The following is a 16,471-nucleotide window of genomic DNA, read 5'->3' on the forward strand; positions in this document are numbered from 1 at the left end:
ACCTCATTGCCCGACCTGAGCGGTTTGTTGCCCAGCGCCCGGGAATACGTTGCGTTTGCAGATTTTCGCTTCGACTTTCTGCGGCGCGGTGCCCGCTTCCGGGCCCTGGACTTCGACTGCCAGCAGGTTTTGCGAGGCCCAGTCTTCGTCCGTGCGCAGCTCAAAGGCGAAACGACCGTCGGTGTCGGAGGTTTCCGGTTTCTCGATCTTGATGTCCTCGTGGCGACCGTTCATGTACCAGAGGGTGGCTTGCAGGGTTTTCACCGAAGGGTCGGCGAAGCGGATGTCGACCTGATGGCTGCTGTTCTGCAGGTTCAGGTTCTTGCTGTTGACCAGCAGTTCTTGTTTGCTGCCCGGCTTGAGCGTGGTGCTCGCGGACATTTGCGCGTCTTTGCCTTCGCAGCCGTTGTCGAGCAGCGACATCATCTGGCGATAGATGGTTTCCTGGTCGAGGCGGTACAGCGGCGAGAATTCCCAGATGAGAATTTTCGGCGGGGTCTTCTGGAATTCGTCGCTGCCGAGGTACTGCAACATCGAACCTTCCAGGCCACCGCCGGGGAAGGCGACGTTGAGAATATCGGCGCCGATGGCTTCTTCGAGGAAGCCGGCGAAGTTGTAGTTCTTGCCGCTGTGCGAAGTGCCGACGAGGGTGATTTGTGGATTGCCGGAATCACCGAACAGGTCGCCGTCACCGGCCTCGCCCTTAGGCTCGGTGGTGAATTGATCCATGTACTGGATCGCGTAACTGGTGCCACACAGTTGCCCGGCCATGTTGTGCAGGGTGCCGGTCTTGCCCATGCGCCCGGAGCGTTTGGTTTCGAATTCACGCTTGGGAATGTCGGCGAAGGCCGGAATCTGCTTGACCTTTTCGGCGACGATTTTCGCTGTGCGCTGAGCACCGTATGGCGTCCAGTGCTGGTCGCCGCGGAAGTAGAAATCGTGGGCGGGCAGGGTGTCCGGCAGCGATTCGTTGGTCAGCGGCGACAGGTCCGGCACCACGTAACCCATCTTGGCGAAACGGCCGAGCATGGTCTTGTAGTTGCCCAGCGCTTTCTCGTAATCGAACGCGGCTTTTTCCTGCGGATTGAGTTTGTTGCGGTTCACCAGACCACGGGTCGGCTGGTAAACGATCACCAACTCGACGCCTTTGGCCTTGAACGCGTCGTGCAGCTGTTGCAGGCGTTTGTAGCCGGCCGGGGTGGTGTTGAACTCGGTGCGCAGATCTTCCTGCGTCCGGAACAGCCAGTCGCCTTGCGCTTGCACCAGGGTGGTGAAGTTCTGCTGATAACGCGTGGTGTAATTCTTCGCGTCATGGGCTGCCGGGCACAGGTTGCAGCACGGTTCGGCGCTGAACTTCGGTGGCGTGGCGGCGGCGCCTTCATCGGCGCGGGCGCCGTTGCTGGCCGCGAGAATGCCCACGGTCAGGGCCGACAGGCTGAGTAATCTGATCAAGTGTGGGTGCATAAAATTATCCTCAGTCCTGCATTTCGGTCTGGCGTTCGACAGGGTCGATCAGCACGGCTTTCTGCTGGCGCACCAGCAGGTCGAGAATTTCATCCTGGCGCTCGCCGAGGATGCCGTTGAAGCTGATGCCGCTGGATTTGGTCGGCGCCAGCATCGACACGCGATAAAGCTCGACGCTCAAGGGCGAATCGATCGACAGCGGGCCGCTGCCATTGGCCGCCAGTTCACCGCCAACGACGATCAGCGACACCTGGGCATCGAACGGGTCGAGCTTGATGTCACGGTCGGTGTCGGTGAGGTCCTTGATGTGGCCGTAGACGCCGGTCAAACCGTTGGCCATGGCGACGTTTTCGTAGAGGCGGATATTCACGCTGTTACGAATGCGGATGCCGTGGCGCTTGTTGCTGATGACCTTGTTGCCCCACAGCAGGTTGTCGGCGGACTCGTAGAGGGTGATGCCGTCGGTGTGGTTCTTGTAAATCTCGTTGTAGGCAATGATGTTGTTGACGCTGTTACGGTCGATCACCAGGCCGGAGAGGTGGTTATCGAAGCTCTTGTTGTTGAAGATGAAGCTGTCGTTGACCTCACGGGAAATAATGATCCCGTGCTTCTTCTTCGTACCGTGGACGGTGTTCTCCGCGATGATCAGACCGTGGGAACGGTCGTGCGGGTCGATGCCGTAAACGATGTTGTCTTTGTAGGTGTTGCCCTTGACCACGAAGTCGCGGGTCTCGTAGCAGTAGAAGCCGTACCACATGTCGGAGAACTCGGAGCCGACGATCCAGCCAGTCGGTTCAGGACGCTTGAGGACCTTGGCCATGTTCGGCGTGTACTGGGAAATACTCACGCCGTACGACTTACTGTTGGCGTAACCGAAACTGGCCATCTTGCTGTTGACGATGTAGGTCTCGGTGCCGCCCCAGGCGAGCAGGAACGGTCGGAATTCCTTCGGCGAACGGAAGGTTGCCGGGCCGTTGTCCTTTTCGCGCCAGCCAGTGACTTTGGTGTCACGCACGAACAACTGACCGTCGTTGACCATGAACGCACCGGCTTCTTGCGACAGGCGCAGTTCCTGGGTCTGACCGTCGATTTCGAGGATACCTTTACGGCCAACCACGATCGGCAGCTTCGACAGGTACACGCCCGGCGCGGTCTCGCTGAAATACTGCTTGGGCAGTTTCTGCGCCAGATCCTTGAGGTTCATGTAGCCGTCGTCGACGAAGATCGCCTGCGGGATACCGTGCTGACGCACCACCCATTCGGCCATCTTGTTGTCGCCGCCGATAAAGTCCTTAAGGGCGTCTTCCTGCATCATCCGGCGCACGCTGACTTTGCCTGCTTTGCTGCGGACGATTTTCGCGGCGGCGGCTTCGGCGGTGTAGCCGGAAATGTCCGGCAGTTTCGGCGCGGCCAGGTTCAGCGCTTCGGTCGGCGCGCTGCTGACGGTGTAGGTCTTGGCTTGTTGCAGCTCTTTGGCGGTGGTCACCGGCTTAACCGGCTCCACAGTCGCGAAGGCGCTGGCGCTGGCCAGCAGCATCGCGCCGGCCAGCAGGCTGAGTGAGCCTGTCCTGGTGCTGATCATGTCGGGCACTCCCTTGGCGGTTTGCATCAGAAGCGCCAGATCACGTCGATGAACGCGCGGTGCATGTACGAATCAACCTGCTTGCCGTAGGCATCGCCCGGTTTGAACACACCGCCACGGAAACGCACGAGGGCCGAAGGCTCGTCGATCGACTGGCTCAGCGCCGCCGGCAACAGGCCTTGCTTGAAGTACTTGGTGACGACCAGATCCATCTCCTGACCGAGATCCTTGTTGCCGTCTTCAAGCGGCAGCGAAGTACTGGAGAGGATCGCGCCGGTGGCGTCGTCGGTGTTGTTTTCCACCGCGTTGATGCCGTTGCTGCCCACTGGCTTGTTGCCGTCGACGCGCCAGAACTTGTGGTAGATCAGGCTGGCGTCGTACTCGTCGTTGACCATCCACGAACCGAACAGGGTCGCGGTCTGCATGTTGTTCATTTCGCCACGGAAGGCTTCACCGAAACGGTGAACCCGCGAGCGCGTACCGGTGTAGTTGGAGCGGTTGCTCTCCAGACCGGTCTGCTCGTAATCGGCGCTGGCGCGGGCGTAGGCACCGCCGACTTGCCATTGCGGATCAAGGCGCAAGCGCACACCGATGTCGGTGGCCCAGCCGTTGACGTCTTCGCTGCGCTTGGCTTGTGCCGGGCGCGAACCATCGGCGTTGAGGGCGTTGACGGTGTCGCGGTCGCCGCTCATGCCGGTGATGCTGCCCCAGTAGTTGACGGTGTTGGTGTTGCGCCAGTTGTAGGCGTCGCTGTCGGCGGTCAGGCCGATCCAGCTGATGTCGCCGTTCTCGGTCTTGTCCAGCGAGTCGCGTGGAACACCCGGCTCGGCGTAATCGAGTTTGCCGTCATCGTGGGTGTGGTGACCGCGAATGCCGACCCAGTTGCCCGGCGTCCACTGATAAGCCGCATCGGCGTAGGCGTGCAGGCGATCCTTGTCTTTCGGCGCCAGCTCTTTGAGGTCGGTACGGTATTCGCTGAAGCGTTCGGCGACACCGGCGTTGGCGCGCAACAGGGTGGTATCGAAGGTCCAGTTCAGCGCTTCGATGTTGGTGTCGCGCCATTGGCCGTCGTCATTGCGCAAACGTTGACGACCGAACTTGAGCATCTCGCCCGGGTACGGGGTGAGGCCGCTGTAACCGACCCAGAACTCGCGCATCGCCAGGTAGTTTTTCTTGGTTTTGCGATCACTGTTGTCGGTGGCTTGTTCACCGTCGGATTGTTGCAGGGTGTCGGTTTCGATGATGTCGGTCGAGGTCACGGCCTGGCCCATGGCGTAGGCGCTCCACGCGCCGCTTTCGCCGTAGATCCATGGACGCAGGTCGAGGCCGACGCCGTTGACGTCGCCGCCACCGGCGGTGCCGAGGTCACGGTCGTCTTCGGACTGGCCGGTGACTTTCACTTCGAGGCCGAAGTTCTTGGTTTCAGTCATCGCGGCCAGTGTCGGGCAAGACCAGATCAGCGCGAACGAAAGGCCAATACCGGCCTTCACGAATGGATTCAACTTCATAATTTTTCCTCGCCGTCTTCTTCTTGCAGGGCGTGCAGTTGCAGCGTGTTCGGGTTCAGAGCGCCACGGCTGGCTTGCTCTTGTTGCAGCAGACGTTGGGCTTCGGCCAGACGCTCGGGCGGCAGTTGCGCGGCGAGGGTGGTCGCCAGCTCATCGGCTTGCGGAGTGTTTTGCGCCTTGGCCAATTGGCTGAACACGTAGGCGTTGAGCGGGTCGGGCTTGGTGCCCTTACCTTGGGAGAACAGTTGGGCGATGGCGAAGTCGGCGCTGTTCTGGCCGTTACGCGCAGCCGTCAGCAGGTGGTCGAGAGCCTTCTGTGGGTAGACCTTGCCGAGGTAGCCACGGCGATAGATCTGGCCGAGGTAGTAGTCGGCGGCGACTTCGCGGCCAACGGCTTTCTGGAAATGTTCTTCGGCGACTTTGGCGTCGGCCGGGACCAGCTTGCCTTCGTAGTAGAGCTTGCCCAGCAACAGTTCGGCGCGCGGTTGGTCGGCGGCACGGCCGTTGTCGAGGTACTTCATCATCTGATCGACGTCACCCAGTTCCGGGTAGTCGTAAAGCAATTGCGCGAGGGTCACCCACGACGCCGGGTAGCCTGGAGCGATCGGCTCAAGCAGCGCCTGCGCGGTTTTCTCGTCGGGCTTGCCGAGGGTCGAATCGGCCAATACACGGGCCACGGAATCGACGCGCTGGGCGGTGACGGTGCCACGGCTGTAACCGGCCTGCAGCTGCTTGATCAACTCGGCTTGCTGTTCTGGCTGGGCACGTTTCTGATAGACCGTGGCCAGTTCGACGTAGCAGATGTCGGTGGTGTTGAGCGCGGCTTTGCAGATTTTTTCCACGTCATCCAGGTGCTGGTCGTAGGTGCCTTGGGTGCGATACAGCAGCACCTGCGCCAGACCCGCTTCCGGATAACCGGATTTGCGCCACTGATCGATCTGCTGCTGCGCGTTGATGTTAGGGAAGCTGTGCGGGTATTGCAGATAGAGCATCGCCAGCGGGATCAACGTGTTGCCTTCGCCATTGGCAGCGGCTTTTTTCAGCAGGCTTTCGGCTTCGTGGTGCTCGGCTTCAGTGGAACCCGGTTTGGCCACCAGCAAGCGACCAAGACGCGCCTGAGCACGCGGCGAAACACTGGCAGCGGCGCGGTAAGTCGCTTCGGCCTGTTTCATTTGCTCAGGGTCGCGGCTGTCGACCTGGATATCGGCGAGGCCGACTTGCGCTTCGCTGTAACCCAGATCAGCCAGTTGCTGGTAGTTCTGCGCGGCGGTGGCGGTGTCGCCACGCTTGAGCGCTTCGTTGGCCAGACGCTGATCGGGCAGGCCGGCGCAACCGGCCAGAGAGACTGCCAAAGCCAGCGAGCACACCACTAGTCCCATGTGGGAGCCAGCCTGCTGGCGATGCAGGCAACGCGGTGTTCCAGCTGTACCGAGCTGATCCAATCGCTGGCAAGCCAGCTCCCACAGGGATCGCGGTGTTTTCAGGATGGGTGGAGTAGTCACAGGCATGTCCTCGACTTAAAGACCGGCAGCCATGGCTTTGTCGATCAGCCAGTTCAGGTTCGGGCCACGGTCGCTGTTCACTTCCACCGGGCGGCCGGCGAGGCTGCTGTCGAGCGGCTCGTCAGGCTGGATCTGTACGCGGATATCGGAAGACAGGTCGGCGCTTTTCAAGCTGGTGCTGCTGACGATCTTGCCGGTGCGGGTCTTGTCTTCGCCGGCAATCTGGAAGCTCACCGGGGTGCCTGGACGCACGTCGCCGAACTGGCGATAGGAGAAGCGTGCATCGACGGTGGCCTGGGTATTGCGCGGCACCAGTTGGAAGATCACATCGCCCTTGCTCGCGTATTGACCGTCGGCGACCAGTTGCTGGGCCACGGTGCAATCGCATGGCGAAGTCAGGGTGCCGGTCATTTGCTTGCCGAACAGTTCTTCAACCTTGGCCGGCGACAGTTGATCTTCTTCCAGATGGCCCTTGAGCACATCGAGCATGCTGGTGCTGAAGGTCGCCAGTGGCGCGCCTTTGGCCGCGACGCCGTCGGACTTGACCAGGCTCTGCACGGTGCCGTCACGCGGCATGGTGATGTTCATCCCCGGCACGCTGACCAGACCGGCCTGCGCGTGGCTGACGAAGTACATGCCGTACACCGATTTGAAAATGAAACCCGCCGCGACCAGACCGACCGCGAAGATACCGGCGCTGAATGTCACCGCTTTCAGGCGACCGAACGGGGTCATGCCGGAGCCGCCGTCCTTGACCTTGCGCGCCTTGGTGAAGTTGTCGCGCTGCAGGGTCGCCAGCACTTCACCGATGCTGACGATGTCGCCGGCCAGGTGCGAAGTGATCAAGTGGCGCAGGGTGGAAATGTCCTGCGGCTCCAGATTCTGGAACTGGCAGCCGGCGCGGCCGGTCTGGCGATCGAAGGAACGTACTTGCAGTTCAACGTCCATGGCGATGCCGAGGTTGTCGATGACGAATTGCAGACGCGCCTTGTACACCTGGCCAATGGTCAGCGGCAGCTGCCCGGCGTTGAATGCCAGACCACCGGCAGACAGGTCGATGACCCGCGCTTCGACCGGTGTCCGGTCGGGACCGAAGAAGCGCAGTTTGGCCGGGATTTTCACGCGGGCGTGTTGGCGCTGGGCTTCGGATTCATGCACTACGTTGGCGTTGACGGCGGTATTCATAGGGGCGATTTCCTTGTTAATTCAATAGGGGCGGGTCAGACCATCATCAGCAGCACGGCGACAAAAATGCTGCCGGCGGAGAAGGTCATGGTCCGAGACGACCAGGTGTTGAACCAACGTTGAAAGCTGGCGAGATCACGGGTCAGGGATGTCGGTTGGCGAGTCCAGGATTGTTGGTCGAGGCGGAAGAACACGTAGATCTTCACCAGCGCACCGACGATCTGGTTGTAATACAGAATCGCTGGGTAAGCCGGGCCGATGCGGTGACCGGAACACGACAACAGCAACGTCAGGATCAGGCGGGTGATGCCGATCCACAGCAGGTAAACGAGGATGAACGCGGTGCCGTATTTGAAGCTGGCGATGAGCGCCACGGTCAGGCCGAGCAAGGAGGTCCACATCGACACGCGTTGGTCGAACAGCACCACCGAGGTGAACGCGCCGAGACGTTTCACACCCAGGCCCAGCGCTCGCGAGTTCTGCCGCAGGTTGTTGCCGTACCAGCGGAACATCAGTTTGCGGCTGGCCTTGATGAAGCTCTTTTCCGGCGGGTGTTCAACGGTGTTGATCGCCGCGTCAGGCACGTAGAAAGTGTCGTAGCCGAGGCGCATCAGGCTGAACCAGCTCGACTTGTCGTCGCCGGTCAAAAACTTGAAACGACCCAGACGCCAGTGTTGCAGCGAGTCGCTTTCAACGTCGGCGATGAATTCCGGGTTGGTCACCACAGTGGCGCGGAACACCGACATACGACCGGTCATGGTCAGTACGCGTTTGGACAGGGCCATCGAGCACATGTTGATGTGGCGCTGGGCGAAACGCAGCTTGTGCCATTCGCTCATGATGTAGCCGCCGCGCACTTCGCAGAACTCGTTGGTGGTCAGGCCGCCGACGTTGCCGAACAGCTGGAACCACGGCACGGTCTTGCGCACGGTGCCTTCGCCGAGCACGGTGTCGCCATCGATCACGGCCACCACGGCGCGGTCGTCCGGCAGGTGACGGGAGATCGCGCGGAAACCATAGGCCAGGCCATCACGTTTGCCGGTGCCGGGAATGCGCACGAAGTCGAGCTTGACGCGGTCGGGCGGATTCATCCGTGCCCACAGCGCCTTGACCAGCAGCTCATCGGACATTTCGACGATCGAGCAGACCACGGTGGTCGGCAGTTCGCAGTCGATGGCTTCGCGGATCACCGAGCTGTAGACCTGCGCAGTGGTGAGCGCGTCGATCCGGAAACTGGTGACCATCAGGAACACATGCGACGGGTCCGCCGCCTTACCCAGCTTGCGCACTTTGCGGCGCAGGTGCGGGTAAACGATGTAGAGAAAAATCATGCCGCGCACAAAGTGCGTTGCACCCATCGAGTAGCGCCAGATACCCACGGCGCCAATCAGGAAAATGAAGTCCTTCGACTCGGAGTCGAATGTGGACGTGGGCAGCATCAAGGCCAGGCCCATCAGCAGACTGAGATAAAAAAGCCAGCCGGCTGATTGCAGAAAAAAATGTTTGAGCTTGCTCATCAGCGTCATCCGAAGGTAAGGGAGGCTTCAAGCTGCAAGCTCCGAGCTGCAAGTCCCGCAGCTCGAAGCTTGTCGCTTAGGTCTGCATTACCAGCAGATACCCTCGGTGCGCGTACCGGCGTCGGTGGCTTTGGCCATGAAGCCGACCAGGTCGATGACCTGCTTGCCGTGCGGCGCTTGCTGGGCCAACGGGCGGAACTTCTCGTCGCGGTTACCAAGGATGATCACGTCGGAGTTGTCGATCACCGAATCGAAGTCCGCGTTGAGCAGGGACGAAACGTGCGGGATCTTCGACTCGATGTAGTCCTTGTTCGCGCCGTGAACTCGGGCGTACTCGACGTTGCTGTCGTAGATGCTCAGGTCATAACCCTTGCCGATCAGCATCTCGGCCAATTCCACCAGCGGGCTTTCGCGCAGATCGTCGGTGCCGGCCTTGAAGCTCAGGCCGAGCAGGGCGACTTTGCGTTTGTCGTGGCTTTCAACGATGTCGAAGGCGTTCTGCACTTGCGATTCGTTGCTGCGCATCAGCGAGTTGAGCAGCGGCGCTTCGACGTCCAGCGAGCCGGCGCGGTAGGTCAGGGCGCGCACGTCTTTTGGCAGGCACGAACCGCCGAAGGCGAAGCCTGGGCGCATGTAGTACTGGGACAGGTTGAGGGTCTTGTCCTGGCAGACCACTTCCATCACTTCACGGCCATCGACGCCGACCGCTTTGGCGATGTTGCCGATCTCGTTGGCGAAGGTCACTTTGGTTGCGTGCCAGACGTTGCAGGTGTACTTGATCATCTCGGCGACGGCGATGTCCTTGCGGATGATCGGTGCGTCGAGTTCTTCGTACAGCGATTGCAGAACGTCGCCCGAGGCCTTGTCGAACTCGCCGATGACGGTCATCGGTGGCAGGTCGTAGTCGGCGATCGCGGTGGATTCACGCAGGAACTCAGGGTTGACCGCAACGCCGAAGTCGACGCCGGCTTTCTTGCCCGAGCAGTCTTCGAGAATCGGGATCACCACGTTGGCAACAGTGCCCGGCAGTACGGTGCTGCGCACGACGATGGTGTGGCGAGTGGTTTTTTCACGCAGGACAAAACCGATCTCGCGGCATACCGCTTCGATGTAGTTCAGTTCGAGGTCGCCGTTCTTCTTGCTCGGCGTACCGACGCAGATCATCGACAGGTCGGTGTCGCGAATCGCCTCGGCGAAGTTGGTCGTGCCACGCAGACGACCGGTCTGGATACCCTGTTGCAGAAGTTCGCCCAGGCCCGGTTCAACAATCGGCGATTTGCCGGCGTTGATCATGTCGATCTTGTCTTTGGCAACATCGACGCCAACTACGTCATGGCCCCGTGCAGACAGGCAACCGGCACATACTGCGCCAACGTAACCCAAACCAAATATGCTGATGCGCATCGCAATTACCTCTGTATATATCAGGCCTTAGAGGGCCGGAGTTAATGGTGTTCAGCGTTCATTAGTGCACTCGAAAGTGCGGCATACAGGCGCCACAATGCCGTGTGCAGGCATACTAAGTTTCGAGTGTCTAAATAAGTGCACTCAAGATGTGCGTAACCAGGCCTTGTTGTTATGACGTGCCCTGTTATGCATCCGATCTTCTTTGGAGAAGACTCTTGTGCAATCGTCTTGCGCGCTCGATGTCGGGATGAAAGTCCCGTAAATCAAGCGGTTGGGTGCTCAGGCGAGCACGTTTATAAGGGCGCGGCCATGGCCTTTGTAGGGGATATTAATGGTGCGTATCTCCTGTCCATTGTCTGTTTTGAGACTAGTTAGTCATCTAGGCAAGTTGCTGTGACAACTTGGTTACATGGCCATCTGCTCCGCGTAAGTTATCTCGTACAAACTCGGCGAGAATCGTTACCGGTGGTATGAGCTATGCATTCGGACGAAGTTCCTGTCCGCTCATCGCGAAATCTGAAATTTCTTGAAATATTGTCAGAGATGGCACTAGTCTCAATTTGATAGCACTTTCGTTTTCGACCTTTAATAACAGGCGAAAAATCACGTTAGATAGTTTTGTGCCACTACGGTGAAAAAATTTAGGTGCCACTACTGAAAAAAATGATCAGTGTCGAGTGAAACTAATCTTAGAAAAGACAGGGAGGTTTTTCTGGCGCCAGTAAAATGGCGAAATGTAGCGAGGGTTTTTTGACATCGTGCGAGCTGCACGACTCTTGATATTAAGAGTCGTGCATTAGGCATGCTTTATTCGGGGGCATGGTCGCGCAGAAATACCAGATTGTCCGGTTTCGAATGCTCGGCGCTGTAGCGATAACCCTGAACATCGAACTGCTTGAGCAGGGCCGGATCGTTGATCTTTTCCTGGATCACAAAACGGCTCATCAGGCCCCGCGCTTTCTTCGCGTAGAAGCTGATGATCTTGTACTGGCCGTTCTTCTGATCCTTGAACTCGGTGTTGATGATCCGCGCGTTCAGGGCCGTGCGTTTGACCGCCGAGAAGTACTCGTTGGACGCAAGGTTGAGCAGCACATCGTCGCCCTGATCGACCAGCGCTTCGTTCAGCCATTCGCTGATGCGCGTGCCCCAGAAAGCGTACAAGTCCTTGCCCCGGGCGTTGGCCAGTTTGGTGCCCATTTCCAGGCGATACGGTTGCATCAGGTCGAGCGGGCGCAGCAAGCCATAGAGGCCGGAGAGCATGCGCAGGTGTTTTTGCGCGTAATCGAAATTGGCTTCACTGAAGGATTGCGCGTCGAGACCGGTGTAGACGTCACCCTTGAACGCGAGCAGCGCCTGCTTGGCGTTGTCCGGAGTGAACGCGGGTGTCCAGCTGCCGAAACGCGCGGCATTGAGCCCGCCGATCTTGTCGGACACATGCATCAGCTCGCTGATTTGTGCAGGCGTCAGGTCGCGCAGTTGCTGGATCAGTTCCTGCGAGTGGTCAAGGTATTGCGGCTGGGTGAAGCGCTGGGTCGCCGGCGGTGTTTCGTAATCGAGGGTCTTGGCGGGGGAAATCACCATCAGCATGAAGTCGTCTCCTTTAATCGTGGGGGCGATTCTAGGGGGTTGTCCGAGTTGACTCCAGCTATGGGGGCAATAGGTGTGGGGAAGCTTGGGCATTTGCGACGACTGGTGGATGTTTCCCTCACCCCAGCCCTCTCCCAGAGGGAGAGGGCGCCGATCTCACTGATTTCAAAATTTGCGTGCGACTCGGTAGTTCCGATTGGCGGATATCGAAAGCGATATATCGAAAGCGATACTCGGTCAGCGATACTCGGTCAGCTCCCCTCCCCCCTCTCCCCCCGGGCTCTCCCCCCGGGCGGTCCGACGTTTCGGGAGGGCTGGGGGGAGGGCGGCGTCCTTCAGCCTTGCACATCAGCTATAGTGCCGCGCGGGTTTTGTTATGGAGACATCCCTTTTGCGCATTGTTCTTTTATTCACCGCGTGGCTGTTGAGCGTCGGTGCCGTCGCGGCGCCGGGCGATGTGGCGACGCTGGATCGCAGTACCTGGCCAGAGCAGCTCAGCAACCCGACGCTGTTTGACGTGGCCTCACGGGCGGAAATCCTCATGTTCGCCCGTGTCCTGCTGGGCACTGAGTCGATGGACGAGGCTGCTCTGGGTCCGCGTCTGGGCTTGCGCACGGTCAACATCGATGCGGTCAATATTCTGCGTCAACGCCTCTGGCAGCGTCTGCTGGCCAACTACAACTACGCCCAGCAAAGCTGTGATCAGGACGCCTCGTTCTGTTTCCTTGTCGAAGACCTGCCGACGCTGCGCGAGCAAGCCGCCAAGTTCGTGGTCAGCGACGACAGTTATTACACCAAGTGGGCCGAACCGAGCCGGATCTTCCATGTGCAATATCTCGACGAGTTGCTGCGCAAGGCCGCTCTGTCCCCACAGACCAGCAACGAATTCGATCGTTTCGGTGACTACGAGCGCAACGGCGACGAGATGCACGACCGCCTGTTTCTGCTGACGTTCGACAGCGCCGCCAACCTGCAACCGGACAACACCGGTTGGCTCACCGAATACCTGCGCAAGGCAAACCTGAGCGGCACATTCTTTGTGTTGGGCAAGGATATTCAGGCGCGGTTGGCTGATCGCTCGGTCAGCAGCCTGCAAGCAGAGTTCTCGAGACAGTGCGTCGGCGTTCAAGGCTGGGAGTTCCGTTCCCACAGCCACTGGCAGGACTGGCAGGATTCAGTGCGGCGTAGCGCTGATCTGGTGAAGAACAAGTTGCCGGAAAACTACGTGCCGCTGTTCCGTCCGCCGGAAGGGCAGCGCCGCAGCGATGCACAAGGTTTCTTCAACACCCAGGGCCTGCAAGTGGCGCTGTGGGACATCGATGCCCAGGACGGCGCGGGCAAACTCAAGGGCGCGCCGAGTGCGCAGCGGGTGCTGACCCTGATGCTGTTGTGGCGCCACGGGGTGATCAATTTCAACATGAAACAAGACGCGGTGAAGACCTCGTTGCCGTGGTTGATCACGCAAACCGCGCAAAGCGGCATCGGTTGGGAGGACTGTCAGGACGCGTTTCGCTGAGAAACGGCAAAAGCCCGGAAACATTGGGCTTGGGGCGATTTTTTACGGAATTTCGGTGCAGGCGGACTTCCGACTTTAGCGGGCTATGGACAGTCCGCCAAGGGCTTTTCGTCACTCTGCAAAATAAACTTAAAAAAACCGTCAAAGTACTTTTTTATGTCATCGGTTTTGGAGTATTACGAAGACAGACCGCCGAAACCTGCAACACAGGTGGCGTCTTCCAAGACCCGTTTGTTTGCAGTCACTTGAATCTCCGCAGGTGAGATTTCGGCAGTCACTTCGAGGCGCAGCACCGCTCAGGTATTGCGTCTACTGGCTCTGACAAAGGTGACCGAGTATGGATGATCACGGACGTAGCCCTTCCTCCAACCAGCCAATCCTTTATGTACTCGATACCAACGTATTGATTCACGATCCAAACGCCCTGCTGAATTTCGAAGAACACCACGTCGCGATCCCGATGACCGTGCTTGAAGAGCTGGACAAGCTCAAGAGCGGGCATCACAGCGTGGCCGCTGAATGCCGTCAGGCCATCCGGCTGATCGACAAGACCCTGGGCGATGCGTCCCCGGAAGACGTCGAACTGGGTGTGCCGATCCAGCGCGGCAAAGGCGGGCCGAAGGGCTTGCTGTCAATTCTGATGAGCAAACAGGCCGAATCGAACCTGATTCTGCCCGAGCACCTGAACGACAACAAAATCATCAACCAACTGATCGACCTGCACACCCGCGATCCGAAAAAACCGGTGGTGCTGGTCACCAAAGACATCAACATGCGCCTCAAGGCGCGCGCCTGTGGCATCGATGCCGAGGATTACAGCACCGACCAACTGGTCGATGATGTGTCCCTGCTGCCCAACGGCTACCACAACATGACCGGCTCCTTCTGGGACCGCGTGAGCAAGGTCGACACCCGTCAGGATCACGGCCGCACCTGGCATCAAGTGCAACTGATCGACAACCTGCCGGCAGTGCACATCAACGAGTTCATCATTGACGAACAGGGCTTTGTCGGCTGGATCAAGGAGATCGATGAGGCCAAGCTGCTGATCCTCGACCTGCATCAGGAACCGCTGCTGCATCAAGAGGCCTGGGGGCTCAAGCCGCGCGACATTTATCAGAGTCTGGCGCTGTACGCGTTGCTGGATCCGGACATTCATCTGGTCAATCTGTCGGGGGCCGCAGGCTCCGGTAAAACCATTCTGGCGCTGGCCGCGGCGATCGAGCAGACCATGGTCAGCAAGCGTTATCGCCGCATCATTGCCACCCGCAGCGTGCAGGGTCTGGACCAGGAAATCGGCTTCCTGCCCGGTACTGAAGCGGAAAAGATGGAGCCGTGGCTGGGCGCCATCACCGACAACCTCGAAGCCTTGCACATGGATGACGAAAACACCCATGGCAGCGTCGATTACATCCTCAGCAAAGTGCCGTTGCAGTTCAAATCGCTCAACTACATTCGCGGTCGCAGCTTCCAGCAGAGCCTGATCCTGATCGACGAATGCCAGAACCTCACGCCGCACCAGATGAAAACCATCATCACCCGTGCCGGCGCCGGTTCCAAAGTGGTGTGCCTGGGCAACCTCGCACAGATCGACACCCCTTACCTGTCCGCGACCAGCTCCGGGCTGACCTACCTGACTGAACGCTTCAAGGATTTCCCCAACGGTGTGCACATCACCCTGCAAGGGGTGCCTCGCTCGATTCTGGCTGAATACGCCGAATCGCATTTGTAACCCTTCACCCAAAACCGGGCGGCCCCAAAAGCCGTCCGGTTTTTTATGCCCCTGCACAAATCCCAATGTAGGAGCTGCCGAAGGCTGCGATCTTTTGATCTTGTTTTTAAAAATCAAAGTCAAAAGATCGCAGCCTTCGGCAGCTCCTACACGATGAACACCATATTCGTGCGTGCGGAAATTTGACCCGCAGGTTTACAATCCACGCTCCTGATCAGGAGTAATCCCGTGCTGACTCATCTCGATTCCCAAGGTCGCGCCAACATGGTCGACGTCACCGAAAAAGCCGTGACGTTCCGTGAAGCGACGGCCCAAGCGCTGGTGCGCATGCTCCCCGCAACGCTGCAGATGATCGTCAGCGGCGGCCACCCAAAGGGTGACGTGTTCGCCGTGGCGCGCATTGCCGGCATTCAAGCGGCGAAGAAAACCAGTGATCTGATTCCCCTCTGCCACCCGCTGATGCTGACGGGTGTCAAAGTCGAACTCAGCGCTGATGGCGAAGACACCGTGCGCATCGTCGCCCGCTGCAAACTGTCCGGGCAGACCGGCGTCGAGATGGAAGCGCTGACCGCCGCCAGTGTCGCCGCCCTGACCATCTACGATATGTGCAAAGCCGTCGATCGTGGCATGACCATCGAAAGCGTGCGCTTGCTGGAGAAGGTCGGCGGCAAGAGCGGCCACTTTCAAGCGGAGCAGCCATGAACCTGACCGTGAAGTTTTTTGCCCGTTACCGTGAAGCGCTGGGTGTGGACTCGCTGAAGGTTGAGGGTGATTTCGCTACCGTCGACGACGTGCGAGCACATGTTCTTCAAATGCAGGCGCAACGTGACGGCGCCGAGGTGCTGAGCGAACAAAACCTGATGTGTGCACGCAACGAAGACCTCTGCCAGCTCGACGAACCAGTGACCGATGGCGACGAAGTTGCGTTTTTCCCTACCGTGACCGGAGGCTGAACCATGGCGATTCGCGTGCAGGCCACGCCGTTCGATCCGGGCGCTGAAGTCAACGCGATGCACGCGGCCAATGTCGGCGTCGGCGCAGTGGTGAGTTTTGTCGGCTATGTGCGCGACTTCAACGATGGCCTGGATGTGGCGGGAATGTTCCTCGAGCACTATCCGGGCATGACCGAAAAAGCCCTCGGCAAGATCGCCAGCGAAGCCGAGCAGCGCTGGCCGCTGTTGAAGCTGGAAGTGCTGCATCGCATCGGTGCACTGGAACCGGGCGAACCGATCGTGTTTGTCGGCGCTGCCAGTGCCCATCGCCAGGCCGCCTTCGATGCTTGTGCCTTCGTCATGGACTACCTGAAAACCCGCGCACCGTTCTGGAAGAAGGAAAACACCAGCGACGGGCCGCGATGGGTTGAAGGGCGGGACAGTGATCATGCCGCCGCGGATCGCTGGAAAAAGTAAATCAAAAGATCGCAGCCTTCGGCAGCTCCTACATTGGGTCGGCATACCCCTGTAGGAGCTGC

Annotated in this window: 13 protein-coding genes; 5 read left to right on the top strand and 8 right to left on the bottom strand. The window is 59.3% G+C overall.

Translation table 11 applies throughout. The features are described 5' to 3' along the window. Window positions 1-3: 3 nt before the first annotated feature. The 8 genes from PMI23_RS05515 to yaaA form a co-directional block, all read right to left on the bottom strand. A complete protein-coding gene (locus tag PMI23_RS05515; RefSeq protein WP_007914298.1) occupies window positions 4-1,464 on the bottom strand; it encodes an alginate O-acetyltransferase in 1,461 nt (486 codons plus the stop codon). A gap of 10 nt (window positions 1,465-1,474) precedes the next feature. Then, complete coding sequence (algG, locus tag PMI23_RS05520; RefSeq protein ID WP_007914299.1) at window positions 1,475-3,046, bottom strand: mannuronan 5-epimerase AlgG; 1,572 nt, start codon at window positions 3,044-3,046, stop codon at window positions 1,475-1,477. Window positions 3,047-3,072: 26 nt separating this feature from the next. Then, entirely contained in the window at window positions 3,073-4,554 is a 1,482-nt protein-coding gene (locus tag PMI23_RS05525) for an alginate export family protein (protein WP_007914301.1), read from the bottom strand. After that, a complete protein-coding gene (gene algK, locus PMI23_RS05530) occupies window positions 4,551-6,062 on the bottom strand; it encodes an alginate biosynthesis TPR repeat lipoprotein AlgK (protein ID WP_443200707.1) in 1,512 nt (503 codons plus the stop codon). The genes PMI23_RS05525 and algK overlap by 4 nt, the downstream gene beginning before the upstream one ends. Window positions 6,063-6,071: 9 nt before the next feature. Then, window positions 6,072-7,241, bottom strand: a complete 1,170-nt coding sequence (locus tag PMI23_RS05535) for an alginate biosynthesis protein Alg44 (RefSeq protein ID WP_007914303.1) — start codon at window positions 7,239-7,241, stop codon at window positions 6,072-6,074. Window positions 7,242-7,276: 35 nt separating this feature from the next. Next, on the bottom strand, window positions 7,277-8,758 hold the full coding sequence (gene alg8, locus PMI23_RS05540; protein ID WP_007914304.1) for a mannuronan synthase: 1,482 nt from the start codon (window positions 8,756-8,758) through the stop codon (window positions 7,277-7,279). An 87-nt stretch (window positions 8,759-8,845) separates the two neighbouring features. After that, window positions 8,846-10,162: a nucleotide sugar dehydrogenase gene (locus PMI23_RS05545; protein WP_007914305.1), complete on the bottom strand. Its 1,317-nt coding sequence runs from the start codon at window positions 10,160-10,162 to the stop codon at window positions 8,846-8,848. Between the two features lie 810 nt (window positions 10,163-10,972). After that, on the bottom strand, window positions 10,973-11,752 hold the full coding sequence (yaaA, locus tag PMI23_RS05550) for a peroxide stress protein YaaA (protein ID WP_007914306.1): 780 nt from the start codon (window positions 11,750-11,752) through the stop codon (window positions 10,973-10,975). Between the two features lie 391 nt (window positions 11,753-12,143). Here yaaA and PMI23_RS05555 point away from each other — a divergent pair, with 391 nt between their 5' ends. The 5 genes from PMI23_RS05555 (at window position 12,144) to moaE (ending at window position 16,409) form a co-directional block, all read left to right on the top strand. Further along, window positions 12,144-13,268, top strand: coding sequence for a polysaccharide deacetylase family protein (locus PMI23_RS05555; protein ID WP_007914308.1), 1,125 nt, complete (start codon window positions 12,144-12,146; stop codon window positions 13,266-13,268). A gap of 337 nt (window positions 13,269-13,605) precedes the next feature. After that, window positions 13,606-15,000 carry a PhoH family protein gene (locus PMI23_RS05560; protein ID WP_007914309.1) on the top strand — a complete coding sequence of 465 codons (1,395 nt, stop codon included), beginning with the start codon at window positions 13,606-13,608 and terminating at the stop codon, window positions 14,998-15,000. Window positions 15,001-15,228: 228 nt separating this feature from the next. Beyond that, complete coding sequence (gene moaC, locus PMI23_RS05565; RefSeq protein ID WP_007914310.1) at window positions 15,229-15,702, top strand: cyclic pyranopterin monophosphate synthase MoaC; 474 nt, start codon at window positions 15,229-15,231, stop codon at window positions 15,700-15,702. Beyond that, entirely contained in the window at window positions 15,699-15,953 is a 255-nt protein-coding gene (locus tag PMI23_RS05570) for a MoaD/ThiS family protein (protein WP_007914311.1), read from the top strand. The genes moaC and PMI23_RS05570 overlap by 4 nt, the downstream gene beginning before the upstream one ends. 3 nt (window positions 15,954-15,956) lie before the next feature. Continuing rightward, complete coding sequence (gene moaE, locus PMI23_RS05575; protein ID WP_007914312.1) at window positions 15,957-16,409, top strand: molybdopterin synthase catalytic subunit MoaE; 453 nt, start codon at window positions 15,957-15,959, stop codon at window positions 16,407-16,409. Window positions 16,410-16,471: the final 62 nt, after the last annotated feature.

Origin of the sequence: Pseudomonas sp. GM24, assembly GCF_000282235.1 — a bacterium.
GTDB lineage: Bacteria > Pseudomonadota > Gammaproteobacteria > Pseudomonadales > Pseudomonadaceae > Aquipseudomonas.

Bases quoted from the DNA above. Each gene is read 5' to 3' on its own strand.
- PMI23_RS05570 (WP_007914311.1), top strand. From the start codon at position 15,699: ATGAACCTGACCGTGAAGTTTTTTGCCCGTTACCGTGAAGCGCTGGGT.
- alg8 (WP_007914304.1), bottom strand. From the start codon at position 8,758: ATGAGCAAGCTCAAACATTTTTTTCTGCAATCAGCCGGCTGGCTTTTT.
- PMI23_RS05515 (WP_007914298.1), bottom strand. From the start codon at position 1,464: ATGCACCCACACTTGATCAGATTACTCAGCCTGTCGGCCCTGACCGTG.
- PMI23_RS05535 (WP_007914303.1), bottom strand. From the start codon at position 7,241: ATGAATACCGCCGTCAACGCCAACGTAGTGCATGAATCCGAAGCCCAG.
- PMI23_RS05560 (WP_007914309.1), top strand. From the start codon at position 13,606: ATGGATGATCACGGACGTAGCCCTTCCTCCAACCAGCCAATCCTTTAT.
- algK (WP_443200707.1), bottom strand. From the start codon at position 6,062: ATGCCTGTGACTACTCCACCCATCCTGAAAACACCGCGATCCCTGTGG.
- PMI23_RS05545 (WP_007914305.1), bottom strand. From the start codon at position 10,162: ATGCGCATCAGCATATTTGGTTTGGGTTACGTTGGCGCAGTATGTGCC.
- PMI23_RS05525 (WP_007914301.1), bottom strand. From the start codon at position 4,554: ATGAAGTTGAATCCATTCGTGAAGGCCGGTATTGGCCTTTCGTTCGCG.
- moaE (WP_007914312.1), top strand. From the start codon at position 15,957: ATGGCGATTCGCGTGCAGGCCACGCCGTTCGATCCGGGCGCTGAAGTC.
- yaaA (WP_007914306.1), bottom strand. From the start codon at position 11,752: ATGCTGATGGTGATTTCCCCCGCCAAGACCCTCGATTACGAAACACCG.
- algG (WP_007914299.1), bottom strand. From the start codon at position 3,046: ATGATCAGCACCAGGACAGGCTCACTCAGCCTGCTGGCCGGCGCGATG.